The sequence below is a fragment of the Paenibacillus sp. 23TSA30-6 genome, from assembly GCF_014858585.1.
Classification (GTDB): domain Bacteria; phylum Bacillota; class Bacilli; order Paenibacillales; family Paenibacillaceae; genus Paenibacillus.
Genome location: NZ_SLTL01000002.1, coordinates 119,205 through 134,996 on the forward strand (window position 1 = coordinate 119,205; position 15,792 = coordinate 134,996).

The following is a 15,792-nucleotide window of genomic DNA, read 5'->3' on the forward strand; positions in this document are numbered from 1 at the left end:
TTAAGTTATTTACTTCTTCTGGCGTAAAATCGTATCCTCAGCCGACCATACGTCGGCTCCGAGACTGCCCTGAAAATGACCCAAAGCCCAATCATGTCCGGCCTGATTAAAGCTCGCCACAGCGTCCTTGTATACCGTAATAGCAAAACCTTTGTTATAAGCGTCTACAGCCGTATGCAGTACACATATATCCGTACACACACCGATCAAATGAACTTCCGTAATACCTCGTTCACGCAACCTGAGTTCCAGATCCGTGCCAGCGAAGGCGCTGTATCGTGTTTTATCCATCCAATAGATGAAATCACTCTGTGTAGCATAGAGGTTATGGAGCTTGCCATACAAATCTCGTCCCCCGGTTCCACGAATATTATGTGGAGGAAACAGCTTGCTTTCCGGGTGATAAACATCATTTTCCTCATGCAGGTCCACTGCCATTACGACAAAGTCCCCTTGATCCACATAGGCCTGCGTAATGGCTGCCATCCGTTCATCCAGCTCTATTGCCGGTTGTCCAACAGGCAGACTGCCGTCCACAAAATCATTCGTGTAATCAATAACAATCAATGCCTTCATCGTTCAGTCAGCTCCTTCATCCTCAAGTTGGGGAGTGTGCGTTCTTTACGTGACCTACTACAATACATTAGGTGTAGATAGACAACCGCGGCACCCTGTCACTAAAACGATAAAGCTGTGCAGGTCTCTGTGAATACTGATTGGAGCTGAGCGGTTTGCCGTTCTCGTCCCGTACCTCTTCCAATATTCCCTGTCTGCTGCGAGTCGATGTTATTTTGCGAATAAAGTTCGGCTCTTCGAAATCCGGTACGACACTTTGAATGACCTGATACAGCTCGCCCAATGTAAAATGCAGAGGCAAAAACTGCTTGGCTATCGTCGTCTGGAGCATTTGCAACTGAATCTTCCGGTAGGCATCCACAATAATGTCCCGGTGGTCAAACGCCAGCTCTAATTCCTCCAGCGCTTCACGGATCGTGAACAGCCCAACCTCGGAAGCATCATCCGCCGCTTGCCGCTGCTCCAGCATCCATTCCTCTACCAGTGCAAAAAACGCATGCGATATAATCCACCCCCGCGGATCACGCCCAGGTCCACTATACACACCTAGGTACTCCAGATGACCGCCGTCCACGCCGGTTTCCTCTAACAGCTCGCGCTTGGCAGCACCGTAAATGGATTCATCTTCCTGACAAAAGCCCCCAGGCAACGCCCAACGTCCGGCAAACGGCCAACTACGACGCTTGATAAGCATTACCTTCAGCTCACGGATCGGCAACGTCTTTGTCACCGTCTTGCGCTCCCGCTTGGTTAAGGTGAACATGACGATATCTGCCGGAGCACCATCCGGGGTGCGATATTTCTTAATGTTATACGACGCCTTCTGCGTCTCTTCGTTTATACGTTCGTTATCCATTGGCATCACCACATTATATCGTTTTGATAAATTCATTATGACATAATAAAAAGTTTTGTCAAGCGTCAGGCCTTATCAAATGATCTGTTTGTTTACGCAATACCCGGAATGTCGCCGTAGCCATGCAGCCGAGCGTTCCTTCACTATCCTTCACTTCCGCCTCAGTCGTTATGGTACGCCCTCCTTGATGGAGAATTCGTGCCTTAACCTCCAATCGTCCTTGTTTCATCGCTGACAAAAAATGAACGTTCAGATTCGTCGTCACACATAATTCCATATTGCGTGAAACCATACTAACCATCCCCATCGCCTGATCCATCAATGTTGTGAGTACGCCCCCATGAACAATACCCACTACGTTGGTATGTTGTGGTCCGGCCTGTAAAGCGATATGTACCTCTTTTGCATCAGCTTCGATCAATTCACAGCCCAAATACTCCCAAAATGTATTTACTTCACCCTCTACCAAACTACGCAAAATATCCATTTCCTAGCCTTCATCCTTTCTATGATGTCCTATTTACTCTTGAAGTCTGGCACAGTACGTATCATAACAAGTTACTCCTGAAAAAAAGGCGTGGAGGCTGAGCCTCCACACCATACATCATTCTAGTCACTGCAATTGGAGGAAGAAGTACTTTTTCCCTCTTCTACATTCACCTTTTCGGCAACTGTATCACGAATTGCCATGATAACCATTTGCAGCAGCTCATTAATCTCTACCTGGCTTTGTTGAAACTCCGTTACAATCGGAATGCCGTCAAGCTCTTCTTGAAGCTCCTGAAGCTCGGCCTCTATTTTGGCAATCATCGTCTGATTCTTCAAGGATTCGAAGGCCACAATTTCCTTTTGCTTTTTCTTCATCGCTGCAATCAGATGCTGGATGCGCTCATGATCACGGATTTTGTCTTCTGCTTTCCGAAATACCTGCACTTCCTCACTGTTGCCCAAAATACCCGCCAACTCTTGGGCTTTCGCCAATATCATATCGCGATTGACCAAATGATCATGCTGGCGCGCCGCCGGTTGATGCTCTGACTGTTGCAACCGCTCCTCTGTCACTGTCCATCGCTCCTTCTCTCACTTATACGGTCGTACATACAACTCATATTTGATCCACATGCAAACCTTGCTGCGCTATTTTGTTAACCGTTGACCGCCACGGCAGTTTGAACCAAATCACCCTGGATGTAAAAGGTCATAGGCTCCGTAATTTTCACCTGCACAAAGGTACCGATCAGATCCTTGGAGCCTTCAAAATGCACCAGCTTATTGGAACGGGTCCGGCCGGCAAGCACCTCGCTGTTATTTTTGCTCTCGCCTTCCACCAGCACCTCAACCACCTCGCCACGCAGTCTACCGTTAAAGCGGAGGCTGTTTTCGTTCACCACATTGTTTAAACGCTGGAGACGCTCCTTTTTGACCGACATAGGCACATTGTCTTCCATGGACGCCGCCGGTGTACCTTCACGTGGCGAATAAATAAAGGTGTAGGCAAAGTCGTAACCGACCTCACGTACGAGAGAAATGGTATCTTCAAACTGTTCGTCCGTTTCGCCCGGAAAACCTACGATAATATCCGTTGTCAGCGAAGCATGCGGAACAGCCGCTTTGATCTTCGCCGCCAGCTCCAGAACGCGCTCACGTGTATATTTTCGGTTCATTTTCTTCAATATATCCGTATTGCCGGATTGAACAGGCAGATGGATATGCTCCACCAAATTGCCGCCCTTACCGAGCACTTCAACCAAGTGGTCATCAAAATCACGCGGATGTGATGTTGTAAAACGTACACGCGGAATATCAATCTTACGCATATCGTCCATCAGATCCCCGAATCTGTAATTCATATCCTTCAAATCCTTACCATAGGCATTGACGTTCTGACCCAGCAAAGTAATTTCCTTAAATCCCTGGCGTGCCAAATCCCGTACCTCAGCAATGACATCCTCGGGCCGACGGCTTCTTTCCTTACCGCGTGTGAAGGGAACAATGCAATAGGTGCAAAATTTATCACAGCCGTACATAATATTTACCCAAGCCCGCATACCCTCGCGCTTCTTCGGCAGGTTTTCGATAATGTCGCCTTCCTTGGACCACACTTCGACCACCATTTCTTTGCTGAAGAGTGCTTCCTTGACGAGCTGCGGCAAGCGGTGAATATTATGGGTACCAAAAATCATGTCGACAAAACCGTGCTTTTGCAAAATCCGGTTGACGACACTTTCTTCCTGCGACATGCATCCACACACGCCAAGCAGCATACCTGGCTTCTCCGTTTTGAGATGCTTGAGGTGACCCAGTTCACCAAATACTTTGTCCTCCGCATTTTCGCGGATCGCACATGTATTCAGCAAGATGATGTCCGCTTCCTTACGATCCTCTGTCGCCTGATAACCCATTTGCTCCAGCAATCCTTTAATCGTTTCTGAATCATGCTCGTTCATCTGGCAACCGAATGTGTACACGATGTAATGCTTTCCCTCGCCGATATGCTTCAGCTCATCCGGAACTGCATTATCGTACAGTACCTGTACATCCTCTTTACCGCGTTGCTTTTCTTTTCTATGATTCGGCTCCGCCATAATATTGATCTCACGTCCGCGAATGCGGATCTTCTTGCTGTGCTCATCCTGAGAAATGATCTTTGCATCCGAGAAATCAAAATATTTGGAGTAATCTTTCGTTTCCTTGGCCATTCCTTTGGTCACTCCTTACACCATCTATTTCACACCAATTACGCTTTTACCGTATCTTAGCATATGGATAAATCTCTTTTAAGCCCGTAAAAACTCCTTTGAAAAAGGCATTACACTAAATTATAGCATGATTTATAAGCCATCGCCATATATCCCCGTGAACGCCAATTGGTTACGCAGTGAATCTAATGTCCATAATTTTATAGGTAACCATTTTTAGAATCCTTAGTATGTAAAAAAGCCCGACTCTTTAGCAAGAATCGGACCCTTAGCCTTTCGGCATTATATACGTATATTAGTCTACGATTTCAGCGTTGTCACCGTTTTTCACACCGGCTCCGTTCGCTTCATCTGTATCAATGTGCATATCCAAAGCAAAAGAATCGGACACACGTGCAAGAACATTTTCAAATACAAGACCACGTTCGCCGCCGACACGTACTTTCAGCAACTGCTTGTCCTTAATGTCCCATTTCGCTGCATCAGATGTATGGAAATGAATATGACGGGCAGCTACGATTACACCCTCTTGCAGTTCCACTTCTCCGGCTGGTCCTTTTACTGTGATTCCTGGTGTACCGTCAATGCTGCCAGATTCGCGTACAGGCGCTTTTACCCCAATAGCAAAGGAATCTGTGCGAGAGATTTCAAGCTGGGAAGCCGGACGAGCGGGTCCCAAAATACGAACCTTATCAAATTGGCCCTTAGAACCAATTACAGCTACCGTTTCATTTGCGGCAAATTGTCCTGATTGGGACAATGGTTTAAATTCAGTCAGTTGATAGCCTGCTCCAAACAAAATTTCAATATGCTCTTGAGTCAGGTGAATATGGCGTGCGGAAACGCCGACAGGTACGATTTTACTCATCGTATGGTCACTCCTTTTTCTCTATACAATACTTTACACATCTATGCTATTATACTCCTACTTTGCCAAGAAAGAAAAGGAGAGCGGGACAAAGTTCAGTTTTTCGCCCTAATCAGCCTTTAATATCGTCCCACTCGCCAGATTAACACTACATCCTTGACAGTTCAAACCGTCGTTTTAGCAAACAGGAGAAAGAACAGCATGATTTCAGCTACGATGAGATGAGAGGGAACAACAATAAATACATTAAGGATAAACAAGACACAGAGGACTCCAGTTAAGAAAAGAATGACTCTAAGACTTGGTTTAAGATGACTTAATCTGTAACGATGAAATACCAGCAGAACCGACAAAAAGTAAATAAGAACAGAAGCAAAGGTAAAGCAAAGTGCAAAGATATAGGCTACCTGTCCCAAAAACAAGAGCTGTATCGAAGCTGCCAGCATGCTAAGTGAACAATAAATAAACAAATGACCATAAATAATAGTCTGTCCTGCTGATTGTTTTGATTTATCTACCCGCTTCTCCATATTCTCAAAATATTGCCACCAGATTGCAATGACTAATACAAAAGCCAAGGCAGCAAATACAACGGAAGAGAGCGTAAAATGATCGGATTGTAAAACAGAAAGCATACTGATCACCGATTCGCCAAGCAGAATTAAAGTGAACTGTGCAAAGCGCTCTAATAGATGCTCCGTATGGATAGGTGTGATCACCAATTTTTTACGACCAATCAAAGGAACGAGGATATCAACAGCAATGCCGGCATATAAAATCAAATATCGAACCCAAGAGTCAAAGAAGAGGGAGCAACTGGAAATGACTATTCCGATCCAAAAATAGGTACCGAAAAAACGAGCTGTTTCCTGTTTATGAGCCGTTTCTTTGGGTGCCGAAAGTAAATATTGAACGGCAGTCAAGCCTCTTAAACCAATATAGCCAACAAAAAAAGAGACATAATACGCGTCAAAATCTATATTAAGGCTAGCAGTCATGATTAACACGAAAAACAATTGAAGGATCATAAAGATTCGATGCGTTATACTGTCTTGACCAAAACGGTTGTTGTAGACAGTTTGTCCCACCCAAGCCCACCATATCGGAATAAAAATCAAAATAAACTTTTCCAGATGCTCCCAAGAAATACTACCATGCTCAACATGTAGTAAAACATGAGTGGCCTTGGAGACAGCGGCTACGAACAATAAGTCATAAAAGAGTTCAAGCCAGGTAACCTTTTTTATCAACATTATGTAATGGAGCTCCCCTCTGATATGGCAGTATAGCATGGTGACCCGTCAGGCTCGCTCCAACGTATGTCATATTTCGGCAAGCGTTATTTTAGCACCATGCCATTCTAGGATGCTCCAATTATTTCGTAATTTATCTCGCTTTGTCAAGGGTGTGCGTAGCCAAAAATAACGGGTATAAATAGCTATTTAAGAAGACATTTTGGAAGGCAGATTCGTTTGCAAATATTCCAGCGCATGTCCTCCTAGCCACCCCTTGACCAGTTCCCCAGGATAATGCTTCAGCAGCAGTTCTGCAAAACCCGGATATTTCCCCGGATGCTCCAGCCCTTGCACATGATGCTCGATACCGTCAAAATCAGATCCGAACATCAAATGACGTTCGCCGCCTAGTGAACAAATATGTTCAATGTGTGGCAACAAATCCTCAGCGGTCACCGTACCCTGCTCTTTGAGAAACATCGTGACGAAAGTCAAGCCGATCCGTCCGTTACGCGCGATCAGCGCACGAATCTGTTCATCCCGAAGATTACGTGGGTGAGGACATATCGCGAAGGAGTTAGAGTGCGAAGCAATCGGCGGTTGAACTGCCTCCTCCAGCACCTCCCAGAAGCCTTGTACAGACAAATGCGATACATCTAGTAGCAAACCTAATTCATTACAGCGCTTGACCAACTCATGCCCCTTGCGCGTCAGGCCGCCACCCCTCTGCTCCATAATGCCGTCAGCCGCCCAATTTGCATAATTCCACGTCAGCCCGATCAATCGGATTCCCAAGGCATAGCACAGTTCAGCATAAAACGGATTTCCTTCCAGCGCTTCCACTCCCTCCAGCGATAGCAGAGCCCACGGTGATCCTTGATGTTGTTTTATTTCATTCCCTTCCAGATGTCCCACTGATGTATCCTTACGTTCTTCCAAGTCTTCCTTCCACAATAGTGGCTTCAACCCGACAGATGGGGATATCATATGCTGTCTGAACAGTTCAACCTGACGAATTACATGCTCAAATCTTGGCGTACCCAGCACCTGGGAAATATATATAGCGAATGTCTGCAACTGTACATGGCCTTCTAACAAACGCTCTCTTGTAACATCAAGCGACGGATGACTGAAATCCACCTGCGGGTTAAGCTGCATCTTACACAACACATCACAATGCAAATCGGCAACCGACCATTTCATGTGTGGTTTACTGTTCATACATCTTACCTCCATTCATAGATTACAGCGTGATGAAGTTGTCTTACAATCTATGTAATAAAAGGCGACTTCCATGCAAAAAAGCCCGTTTACACCATCGTAAACAGGCTCAACAACTAGCATTTATTATCTTGGCTCTACAATCAGCTTCATTGCAGTCCGGTCTTCTCCGTCAATAACAATATCCGTAAAAGCAGGAATACAAATCAAATCCACTCCGCTTGGTGCGACAAATCCCCGGGCAATGGCGACAGCTTTAATGGCTTGGTTCAGTGCACCTGCTCCAATCGCCTGCAATTCGGCATTTCCGCGTTCACGCAGTACTCCTGCGAGTGCGCCTGCAACTGAATTAGGATTGGATTTTGCTGATACTTTTAATACATCCATAGTAAGTACCTCCCCTGGGAATGATGATGGTTTGATTCCACTATTAGATGTTATTCGAGGGTCAGCAAAAAATTCCTGCTTTTTGGTGACAGTTTTCCTTATTCTTTCCTTAAGCAGTTTCCAAAAAAGGTTAATCCATCCGCCATTCATCTTCTTTGAGTCTAATTTTCTGAATTTTACGCGCCATACCGTCGGTGTCATTCAACTCTACGCTAACTGCGTGAAAATGCCATTTTCCGTTGTCCGGTTGAAAACGTACCGGAAGCTGAGTCTGAAATTTCTGCAACACGGCGTCTCTCTGCATGCCAAGTACTCCTTCATAGGGACCTACCATGCCCACATCTGTCTGATACGCAGTTCCTTGCGGTAAAATCGTATCATCGTTGCTCTGCACATGGGTGTGTGTACCAACAACAATTGAAGCACGGCCATCTAGATGCCAACCCATAGCGATTTTTTCCGATGTCGCTTCGGCATGAAAATCAACCAGAATGTGCTTATGCTTCTTGCGCAATTCATCTACGATCTCATCTGCTGCACGGAACGGGCAATCGATGGGTGGCAGAAAGGTTCTGCCCTGCAAGTTAACGATCGCCAGCTCCTTGCCTCCACCTTTCACCACGGTATAGCCTCGCCCCGGCGTTCCTGGCGGGAAGTTTGCCGGACGTATGATACGCGGCTCATCATCTATAAAATCAAATATATCCTTATTGTCCCAAGTATGATTACCCATTGTAATACCATGTACGCCCCAATCAAAAAATTCTCTGGCGATGGCTGGAGTAATACCTCTTCCTGAAGCTGAATTTTCCCCGTTCACGATAATAATATGCGGGTTGTATTTTGATTTTAGCGAAGGGAGATTTTCCCTTAATGCCTTTCTGCCTACACTACCGAAAATATCTCCAATAAATAGTACGTTGATAGAAAACCCTCCCTGGTATGCCTTACATAATGAAAAGTGGCCCTACAAACAGCGGCCACTTTTCGTTAAATTGCTTTTATTTTGCGTATTCTACCGCGCGGGTCTCGCGAATGACGGTAACCTTGATATGCCCTGGATAATCCAGTTCATTTTCAATCGTTTTCGTTATATCACGAGCCAGTCGGAATGCTTCCGCATCATCAATTTTCTCTGGCTGCACCATGACGCGGACTTCGCGTCCAGCTTGAATGGCGTACGATTTTTCCACGCCTTCAAAAGATTCGGAAATGCGCTCCAGCTTCTCAAGACGACGGATGTACGTCTCCAGTGTTTCGCGCCGCGCTCCCGGTCTTGCTGCCGACAGGGCATCTGCCGCCCCAACCAGCATAGCAATCACTGAAGTCGCTTCGCAGTCGCCGTGATGTGAAGCAATACTGTTGATGACGACCGGGTGTTCCTTGTACTTCTTCGCTAGTTCCACGCCAATTTCAACGTGTGATCCTTCCACTTCGTGATCCAGCGCCTTCCCGATGTCATGCAGCAACCCTGCCCGTCTTGCCAGTGTAACGTCCTCGCCCAGTTCTCCGGCCATCAGACCTGTCAAGTATGCAACTTCCATCGAGTGCTTCAATACGTTCTGTCCGTAGCTTGTACGGAACTTGAGACGTCCCAGGATCTTGATTAAATCCGGATGCAGGCTATGCACACCCACCTCGAAGGTGGCCTGTTCGCCATACTCGCGGATTCGTTCATCCACTTCTTTACGGGATTTTTCCACCATTTCTTCAATACGAGCCGGATGTATCCGTCCGTCCGCTACGAGTTTCTCAAGCGCAGTACGCGCAATCTCTCTGCGAATCGGATCAAATCCGGACAAAATAACCGCTTCCGGCGTATCATCAATAATGAGGTCAATTCCCGTAAGGGTTTCAAGCGCACGGATATTACGGCCTTCACGTCCGATAATCCGGCCTTTCATTTCTTCGTTCGGCAACGTGACAACGGAAACCGTCGTTTCCGCCACATGGTCCGCTGCACAGCGTTGGATGGCCAGTGTGATGATTTCACGAGACTTTTTGTCCGCTTCCTCTTTGGCCTGTTGCTCAATTTCCTTAATCATCTGAGCGGTCTCATGACGAACTTCCTGTTCTACGTTGGACAGAATAATACTTCTCGCATCTTCCGTCGTCAGATTGGAAATACGCTCCAGCTCAGTTACCTGACTCTTGTAAATCAAATCAATCTGCTGCTGGGTTTCATCGATTCGTTTCTCTTTGTTGGCCACTTGTTCTTCTTTACGTTCCAGCGATTCCAATTTTTTATCCAGCGACTCTTCTTTTTGCAGCAGTCTTCGTTCCTGCCGTTGAATTTCATTACGACGCTCACGAGTTTCCTTTTCAGCTTCGGCACGGATGCGGTGAATTTCATCTTTCGCTTCCAATACCGTTTCCTTCTTCAGCGCTTCTGCCTCTTTTTTCGCGTTCTCCACGATTTGCGCGGCAGCTTCTTCCGCACTGGAGATTTTAGCTTCTGCAATAGATTTGCGAATAAAATAACCAATCCCGAACCCAAAGAATAACGCGGCTACAGCAACGAGAACGAACCAGATCGCAGTTATCATCATACTGTTCACCTCCTCGTTGGTTCCTCCAAGGCATTCCTTGGGACTTTTTGCAATTGTCACATTAGCTTTGATCGTCAAACTAAGATAACGGCACGCGGCCGTTTCATTTCATATGCACATGCTTTCACATGTACAATTCCGCCTGGCATAGCGGCATCACTTGTTATTTGGCGATGAGAACGTACCCATGGACTCCGCTTTTTTGGAAGGAAAAAGGGTGTTCCACAAGCATCGTTTCATATATATTTTATTATTTGACAAATGGCATTGTCAAGGGAATGCAAACTTTAGTAGATTACCATGTGGCTTTCCATACGATAGCCAGCTCATTCTGTTCACTTGTGCCAGCTAATGGATACCCGGCTGTTTAACAACTATTCATCCCACTGCGATAATCCCTCGTCATCGGAAGTCCCATCTTGTTCGGCCATCGTGAGATGATTAACTACGCGGCGTGTCATATCTCCCGAATATCCGCGCCTCATGAGAAAGGGATACGTTTTGCGTTTTTTCTCCATTATATCTCCACGCACCTGATTCCATTTCTTGCGTCCGACAACCAAAGCGCTCTCCCATTCCTCCTGATCGCTGACCTCACCTAAAGCTTCCCCGATAGAGGCTTTAGAGATGCCCTTTTGACGCAGTTCCTGCCTTACCCACATCTTCCCCTTCCGCTGGCTCGTTATGCGCTGTCTTGCCCACTGACGGGCGTATAGATCGTCATCCACAAGTCGCTCTCGCTCCAGACGGTTCAACACTTCGTCAATAACAGCTTGACCCATTTCCTTTAGCGTCAAACGCTGCTCAATCTCCTGACGTGTACGCGGCTTTCGTCCCAAATAACGAAGCGCGTGCACGTATGCCTGTTGCTTTTCGTCCGCCAGAACGATTTCTTCCAGTTCCTTTTTGACGAAAGTCGTTCCTTTGAACATATTGTACTTGATCATTACATCTTCCAATATGGACAATGAATACGGGCCAAAATGAATCGTGTATCTTCCGCGTTTCCTACCCTGCCCCTGTTCCACCCTCGTAATCATCAATTCCTCATGATCAGGAAAAAGGGAAATGCCTTGCTGCTCATTTTCCTTCGAAGTGTGTTCACCTTCATCTTCCAATTGCAATGTGCTTCCCTCACTTTGATATTCACGAAAGCAAGCTGAGAACGCCCGCCACGCAAAAGTAAAATGTAGCTGACACGCAGGCCACATTCGATGCAAAAATGCCCTGCACAACTGTGCAGGGCATCAGAATCATGCTATTCAAACGGCTGTGCCATAACCCCTGGCTCCAGTTCACAAACCAGGATTCACCAAGCTTTATTCAAGCTCCAGCAATTCCTGTTCTTCCTTGGCTTGCTGTGCCAACTCTTCTTCTGTCGGCGGAGCTACCGTCGTAATCAAATTGCTGGCCACCCGAATTTTTTGTTCGATCGTGCTAGCAATGTTCGGATTTTCCTTCAAAAATTGCTTCGCATTTTCACGTCCCTGACCTAGTCGTTCACCTTCATAGGAATACCAAGCTCCGCTCTTATCGACAATGTCATACTCCGTACCAATGTCGATCAAACTGCCTGTCTTGGAGATGCCTTCGCCGTACATAATGTCCACTTCCGCCTGACGGAAAGGAGGTGCGACTTTGTTCTTCACCACTTTAATACGTGTGCGGTTACCAACAACATCATTACCGTTTTTCAAGCTTTCAATGCGGCGGACATCCAAACGAACTGTAGAATAAAATTTCAGAGCACGTCCACCTGGTGTAGTTTCAGGGTTACCGAACATAACACCTATTTTTTCACGTAATTGGTTAATAAAGATAGCAATGGTGTTCGACTTGTTAATAGCACCGGACAGCTTACGCAATGCCTGTGACATTAAACGGGCTTGAAGACCAACATGGGAATCTCCCATTTCACCTTCAATCTCCGCTTTTGGCACGAGTGCCGCTACAGAGTCAACAACAACAATGTCTACCGCTCCACTACGTACAAGCGCTTCGGCAATCTCAAGTGCTTGCTCTCCTGTATCTGGCTGCGATAGCAACAACTCATCAATATTGACACCCAGCTTGCTGGCATACGACGGATCAAGAGCATGCTCGGCGTCGATAAAAGCGGCTTGTCCGCCTGTTTTTTGTACCTCTGCTATAGCGTGAAGAGCTACCGTTGTTTTACCGGATGATTCTGGTCCATATACCTCAATAATTCGGCCTCTCGGGAAGCCGCCCGTTCCTAACGCAATATCCAAAGCAATCGAACCACTGGTAATAGTTTCCACTTGCATATGGGTGGACTCACCCAACTTCATAATGGAACCTTTACCGAATTGCTTTTCTATTTGACGGAGCGCCATATCCAGCGCAGCACGACGATCTGACAATAAACTCACATCCTTCATTGTTTGTAGTTTAATAATACCTTGTTTTGACACGCTTGCCAAGCATTTTTTCGAACATACATTCGTTTTTTTTGTTTGGTCGGTTCTCATCTATACTTCCATCTGTCTCTTAAATCAAAAAAAGAACCGCAGGCAAAAAAGCTTTTGCAACGGTTCTTCCGATAATATGATTATACCATTAATCGTCTATCTAAAACAACTCTATGAAAACTCGCGTCGTATACAGCTCCTTAAGAGAGCTTTTCATTTTCCACCAGTCTGCGCCATAATCTGTACAGGATTGCCTTAACAGACCGCAACCGGATCGTTTCACGATTCCCGCCCAGCTTCAGCTCGTATACCTCAGTCTCCTTATCACGCTCGGCAATGCCGATATAAACCAGACCAACCGGCTTCCGCTCAGAATATCCGGGTCCAGCTACACCTGTAACCGAGAGTCCGAAATCACTGTCCGTGACCATTCTTACCTGCTCCGCAAGTACAAGGGCTACTTCTTCGCTTACTGCGCCGGGCGCATTGTCCCCCTCCAAATAATCATGAGGCACGTTGAGCAGCTTCTTCTTCATTTCATTGGAATAACACACGATACCGCCCTGAAACATAACTGAGCTGCCAGGAACGGAAGTGATGTGCTCCATCAGCATTCCACCTGTGCAGCTTTCCGCCGCGCTAACAGTCAGTCCGCGATTAGACATCAAATCCACAATAACCTTCTCCAGCGTGACGTCCTCGCTCGCATACATGTATTCCGAAAGACGCTGCTGAATTTCTGCTTCCGTAACCCCCAGCTTGATCAGTGCCTCGCTCTCGCTGACCGCCTTGGTGGATATACGGATTGTGACCTCTCCCTCCTTGGCATAAGGAGCAATGGTCGGGTCTGTCTGTGATTTGATCAGATCCAATAAGCGGGTTTCGAGAGCTGACTCGCCGATTCCTGCAAACTTTAGCATTTTCGAATAAATCGGCAATTCCTCACCACTCAGTGCTTGCTGGAGCAACCAAGGTTTCGCCTGATTCTCAAACATCGGTTTGAGTTCCTTCGGCGGTCCAGGCAAAACCACATAATATTTACCATCCTGTGCAATCGCATCGCCCACAGCCAGCCCTGTCTCATTTTCAAGAGGGCTAGCTCCTTCAATAGAAAGCGCCTGACGGCGGTTATTCTCGGTCATCTCCACCCCGCGATTACGGAAAAACTGTTCCAGCTTATCCATAGCGAGACGGTCTATATGCAATTTACGTCCCAGCACAGCGGCAATTGCATCTTTTGTCAAATCATCCTGAGTCGGTCCCAAACCGCCCGAGAACAAAATAATATCCGCACGCTTCTGAGCCAGACGAACCGCTTCCTGAAGTCGATCCATGTTATCGCCGACAACCGTCTGAAAATATACATCAATCCCAATCGTAGCCAACTCTTGTGACAAATATTGGGCATTTGTATTCACAATTTGTCCAAGCAATAATTCAGTTCCTACTGCGATGATTTCAGCTTTCATCGTTTCTGCCTCCTGTAGAGCGAATGTTGGGGGAATTATACAAAGAAACAGCAATAAGCAAACTCCCTATCGCTGTTCCTATGAAACGTATCCTGTTAAACCTTAGAGGAGCGGAGTAAATGACTGTTCTTTACAAAATAGTCAATGCCCGAGTAAATGGTAATTAACGCAGCCGCCCATATCGCTATCAAATCAAACGGAATACCCAGAAAAACAAACGGGAAGTTATTAATGAGTAACGCTACAATGGCAACGATCTGGATGACAGTCTTTATTTTGCCCCAGTTGCTTGCAGCGACCACAGAGCCATCCAGTAAAGCAATTTGACGCAGACCGGTAACCGCAAACTCACGGCTAACAATGACAACAACAATCCACGAATCAATCTTGCCCAATTCCACCAAAGAAACCAAAATAGCAGTTACCAAAAGCTTATCCGCAAGAGGATCCAGCAATTTTCCCAAGTTGGTGACCATGTTATTTTTACGGGCCAAATATCCGTCAAGACCATCCGTGCTGGCGGCTATGAGGAAAATAATAGCCGCAATCAACTGATTATACGGCAGCTTGAAAGCTCCGATCTCAATCGGCGGCGGATAGAAATCAAAATCCACCAGCAAGGCCAGCATCATCACCGGGATGAGGCAAATCCGCGTTATTGTAATTCTGTTGGGTAAATTCACAACACACTCTCCCCTGATTATCGTACTTGATTAAAAATGGCAGTTTTCGGATCGAATTCAATCCTATGTAAATCGCTTTTGACTATCGCTATACACCTGATCGTCTGCATTTTCGTTACAAGTATAATATGGTGTAAAACGCATGTCAAAATAACCTGCCGCGCATCAAGTGTCATTTTTTCTTACAATCTGCATGAGGGAAAACGGCTTTATTTCATATTCGTAAATTGAAGCTCCAATGGCAGATCAGCTTTGCGCAACAACTGAATGACCGCTTGCAAATCATCCCTGTTTTTTCCAGTCACGCGGATCTGATCACCTTGAATCTGACTTTTCACTTTCAGCTTGGAGTCCCGGATAAGAATGTTAATTTTTTTGGCATTATCCTGATCAATCCCCTGCTTGAGTGCAAGACGCTGGCGTACTGAACCCAAAGAGGCTGGTTCCAGCTTACCGTACTCCACGTTTTTAAGAGATAAACCGCGCTTGGCCATTTTGGATTGCAAAATATCAATTACCGCATTGAGCTTGTATTCGTCTTCCGATGCAATCGTAAGAGCTTCCTTTTCAAGCTTAAGGCTACTTTTGCTCCCCTTAAAATCAAATCTTGTTTCAATTTCACGCTCCGTCTGATGAACCGCATTGGTCAATTCCTGCATATCCATTTTGGAGACGATATCAAATGAATTTTCTGAAGCCATCGTTTCACTTTCCTTTCCACAACAAAGTTCAATAACTAATTATAGGCTAGTCATTTACAAAAATCCAATAATCCGCTCACTAAAAAGGCGCTCTTGCCAGTCAAGCTGACAAAAACGCC

16 protein-coding genes are annotated in these 15,792 nt (G+C 46.0%); all 16 read right to left on the reverse strand.

What is annotated here, in order from left to right:
* Nucleotides 1-9: 9 nt before the first annotated feature.
* The gene (locus tag E0698_RS02375; RefSeq protein WP_192510500.1) at nucleotides 10-576 is read right to left on the reverse strand and encodes a cysteine hydrolase family protein; all 567 of its coding nucleotides are present in this window, start codon (nucleotides 574-576) and stop codon (nucleotides 10-12) included.
* 67 nt (nucleotides 577-643) lie between these two features.
* Nucleotides 644-1,432, reverse strand: coding sequence for an NUDIX domain-containing protein (locus tag E0698_RS02380; RefSeq protein ID WP_134910030.1), 789 nt, complete (start codon nucleotides 1,430-1,432; stop codon nucleotides 644-646).
* A 58-nt stretch (nucleotides 1,433-1,490) separates the two neighbouring features.
* Complete coding sequence (locus tag E0698_RS02385) at nucleotides 1,491-1,919, reverse strand: PaaI family thioesterase (RefSeq protein ID WP_192510501.1); 429 nt, start codon at nucleotides 1,917-1,919, stop codon at nucleotides 1,491-1,493.
* A gap of 122 nt (nucleotides 1,920-2,041) precedes the next feature.
* Entirely contained in the window at nucleotides 2,042-2,494 is a 453-nt protein-coding gene (locus tag E0698_RS02390; protein ID WP_134910034.1) for a RicAFT regulatory complex protein RicA family protein, read from the reverse strand.
* Nucleotides 2,495-2,577: 83 nt separating this feature from the next.
* Nucleotides 2,578-4,131 (reverse strand): tRNA (N6-isopentenyl adenosine(37)-C2)-methylthiotransferase MiaB, encoded by a 1,554-nt coding sequence (miaB, locus tag E0698_RS02395; RefSeq protein WP_134910036.1) that lies wholly within the window; start codon nucleotides 4,129-4,131, stop codon nucleotides 2,578-2,580.
* A gap of 295 nt (nucleotides 4,132-4,426) precedes the next feature.
* Entirely contained in the window at nucleotides 4,427-4,999 is a 573-nt protein-coding gene (gene pduL, locus E0698_RS02400; RefSeq protein ID WP_134910038.1) for a phosphate propanoyltransferase, read from the reverse strand.
* A 164-nt stretch (nucleotides 5,000-5,163) separates the two neighbouring features.
* Nucleotides 5,164-6,252: a low temperature requirement protein A gene (locus E0698_RS02405; RefSeq protein WP_192510502.1), complete on the reverse strand. Its 1,089-nt coding sequence runs from the start codon at nucleotides 6,250-6,252 to the stop codon at nucleotides 5,164-5,166.
* A gap of 189 nt (nucleotides 6,253-6,441) precedes the next feature.
* Nucleotides 6,442-7,455, reverse strand: coding sequence for a dipeptidase (locus tag E0698_RS02410; RefSeq protein ID WP_192510503.1), 1,014 nt, complete (start codon nucleotides 7,453-7,455; stop codon nucleotides 6,442-6,444).
* Nucleotides 7,456-7,581: 126 nt separating this feature from the next.
* Nucleotides 7,582-7,842: a stage V sporulation protein S gene (locus E0698_RS02415; protein ID WP_127191716.1), complete on the reverse strand. Its 261-nt coding sequence runs from the start codon at nucleotides 7,840-7,842 to the stop codon at nucleotides 7,582-7,584.
* Nucleotides 7,843-7,972: 130 nt separating this feature from the next.
* Nucleotides 7,973-8,767, reverse strand: coding sequence for a TIGR00282 family metallophosphoesterase (locus E0698_RS02420; RefSeq protein WP_044644815.1), 795 nt, complete (start codon nucleotides 8,765-8,767; stop codon nucleotides 7,973-7,975).
* 76 nt (nucleotides 8,768-8,843) lie between these two features.
* Entirely contained in the window at nucleotides 8,844-10,388 is a 1,545-nt protein-coding gene (rny, locus tag E0698_RS02425; protein WP_149095874.1) for a ribonuclease Y, read from the reverse strand.
* A gap of 377 nt (nucleotides 10,389-10,765) precedes the next feature.
* Nucleotides 10,766-11,515: a regulatory protein RecX gene (locus E0698_RS02430; protein ID WP_192510504.1), complete on the reverse strand. Its 750-nt coding sequence runs from the start codon at nucleotides 11,513-11,515 to the stop codon at nucleotides 10,766-10,768.
* A 195-nt stretch (nucleotides 11,516-11,710) separates the two neighbouring features.
* A complete protein-coding gene (gene recA, locus E0698_RS02435) occupies nucleotides 11,711-12,772 on the reverse strand; it encodes a recombinase RecA (RefSeq protein ID WP_134910046.1) in 1,062 nt (353 codons plus the stop codon).
* A gap of 248 nt (nucleotides 12,773-13,020) precedes the next feature.
* Nucleotides 13,021-14,289 (reverse strand): competence/damage-inducible protein A, encoded by a 1,269-nt coding sequence (locus E0698_RS02440; RefSeq protein WP_192510505.1) that lies wholly within the window; start codon nucleotides 14,287-14,289, stop codon nucleotides 13,021-13,023.
* A 95-nt stretch (nucleotides 14,290-14,384) separates the two neighbouring features.
* Entirely contained in the window at nucleotides 14,385-14,972 is a 588-nt protein-coding gene (gene pgsA, locus E0698_RS02445; RefSeq protein ID WP_025685004.1) for a CDP-diacylglycerol--glycerol-3-phosphate 3-phosphatidyltransferase, read from the reverse strand.
* A 209-nt stretch (nucleotides 14,973-15,181) separates the two neighbouring features.
* Nucleotides 15,182-15,673, reverse strand: coding sequence for a YajQ family cyclic di-GMP-binding protein (locus E0698_RS02450; RefSeq protein ID WP_025685003.1), 492 nt, complete (start codon nucleotides 15,671-15,673; stop codon nucleotides 15,182-15,184).
* Nucleotides 15,674-15,792 lie beyond the last annotated feature (119 nt).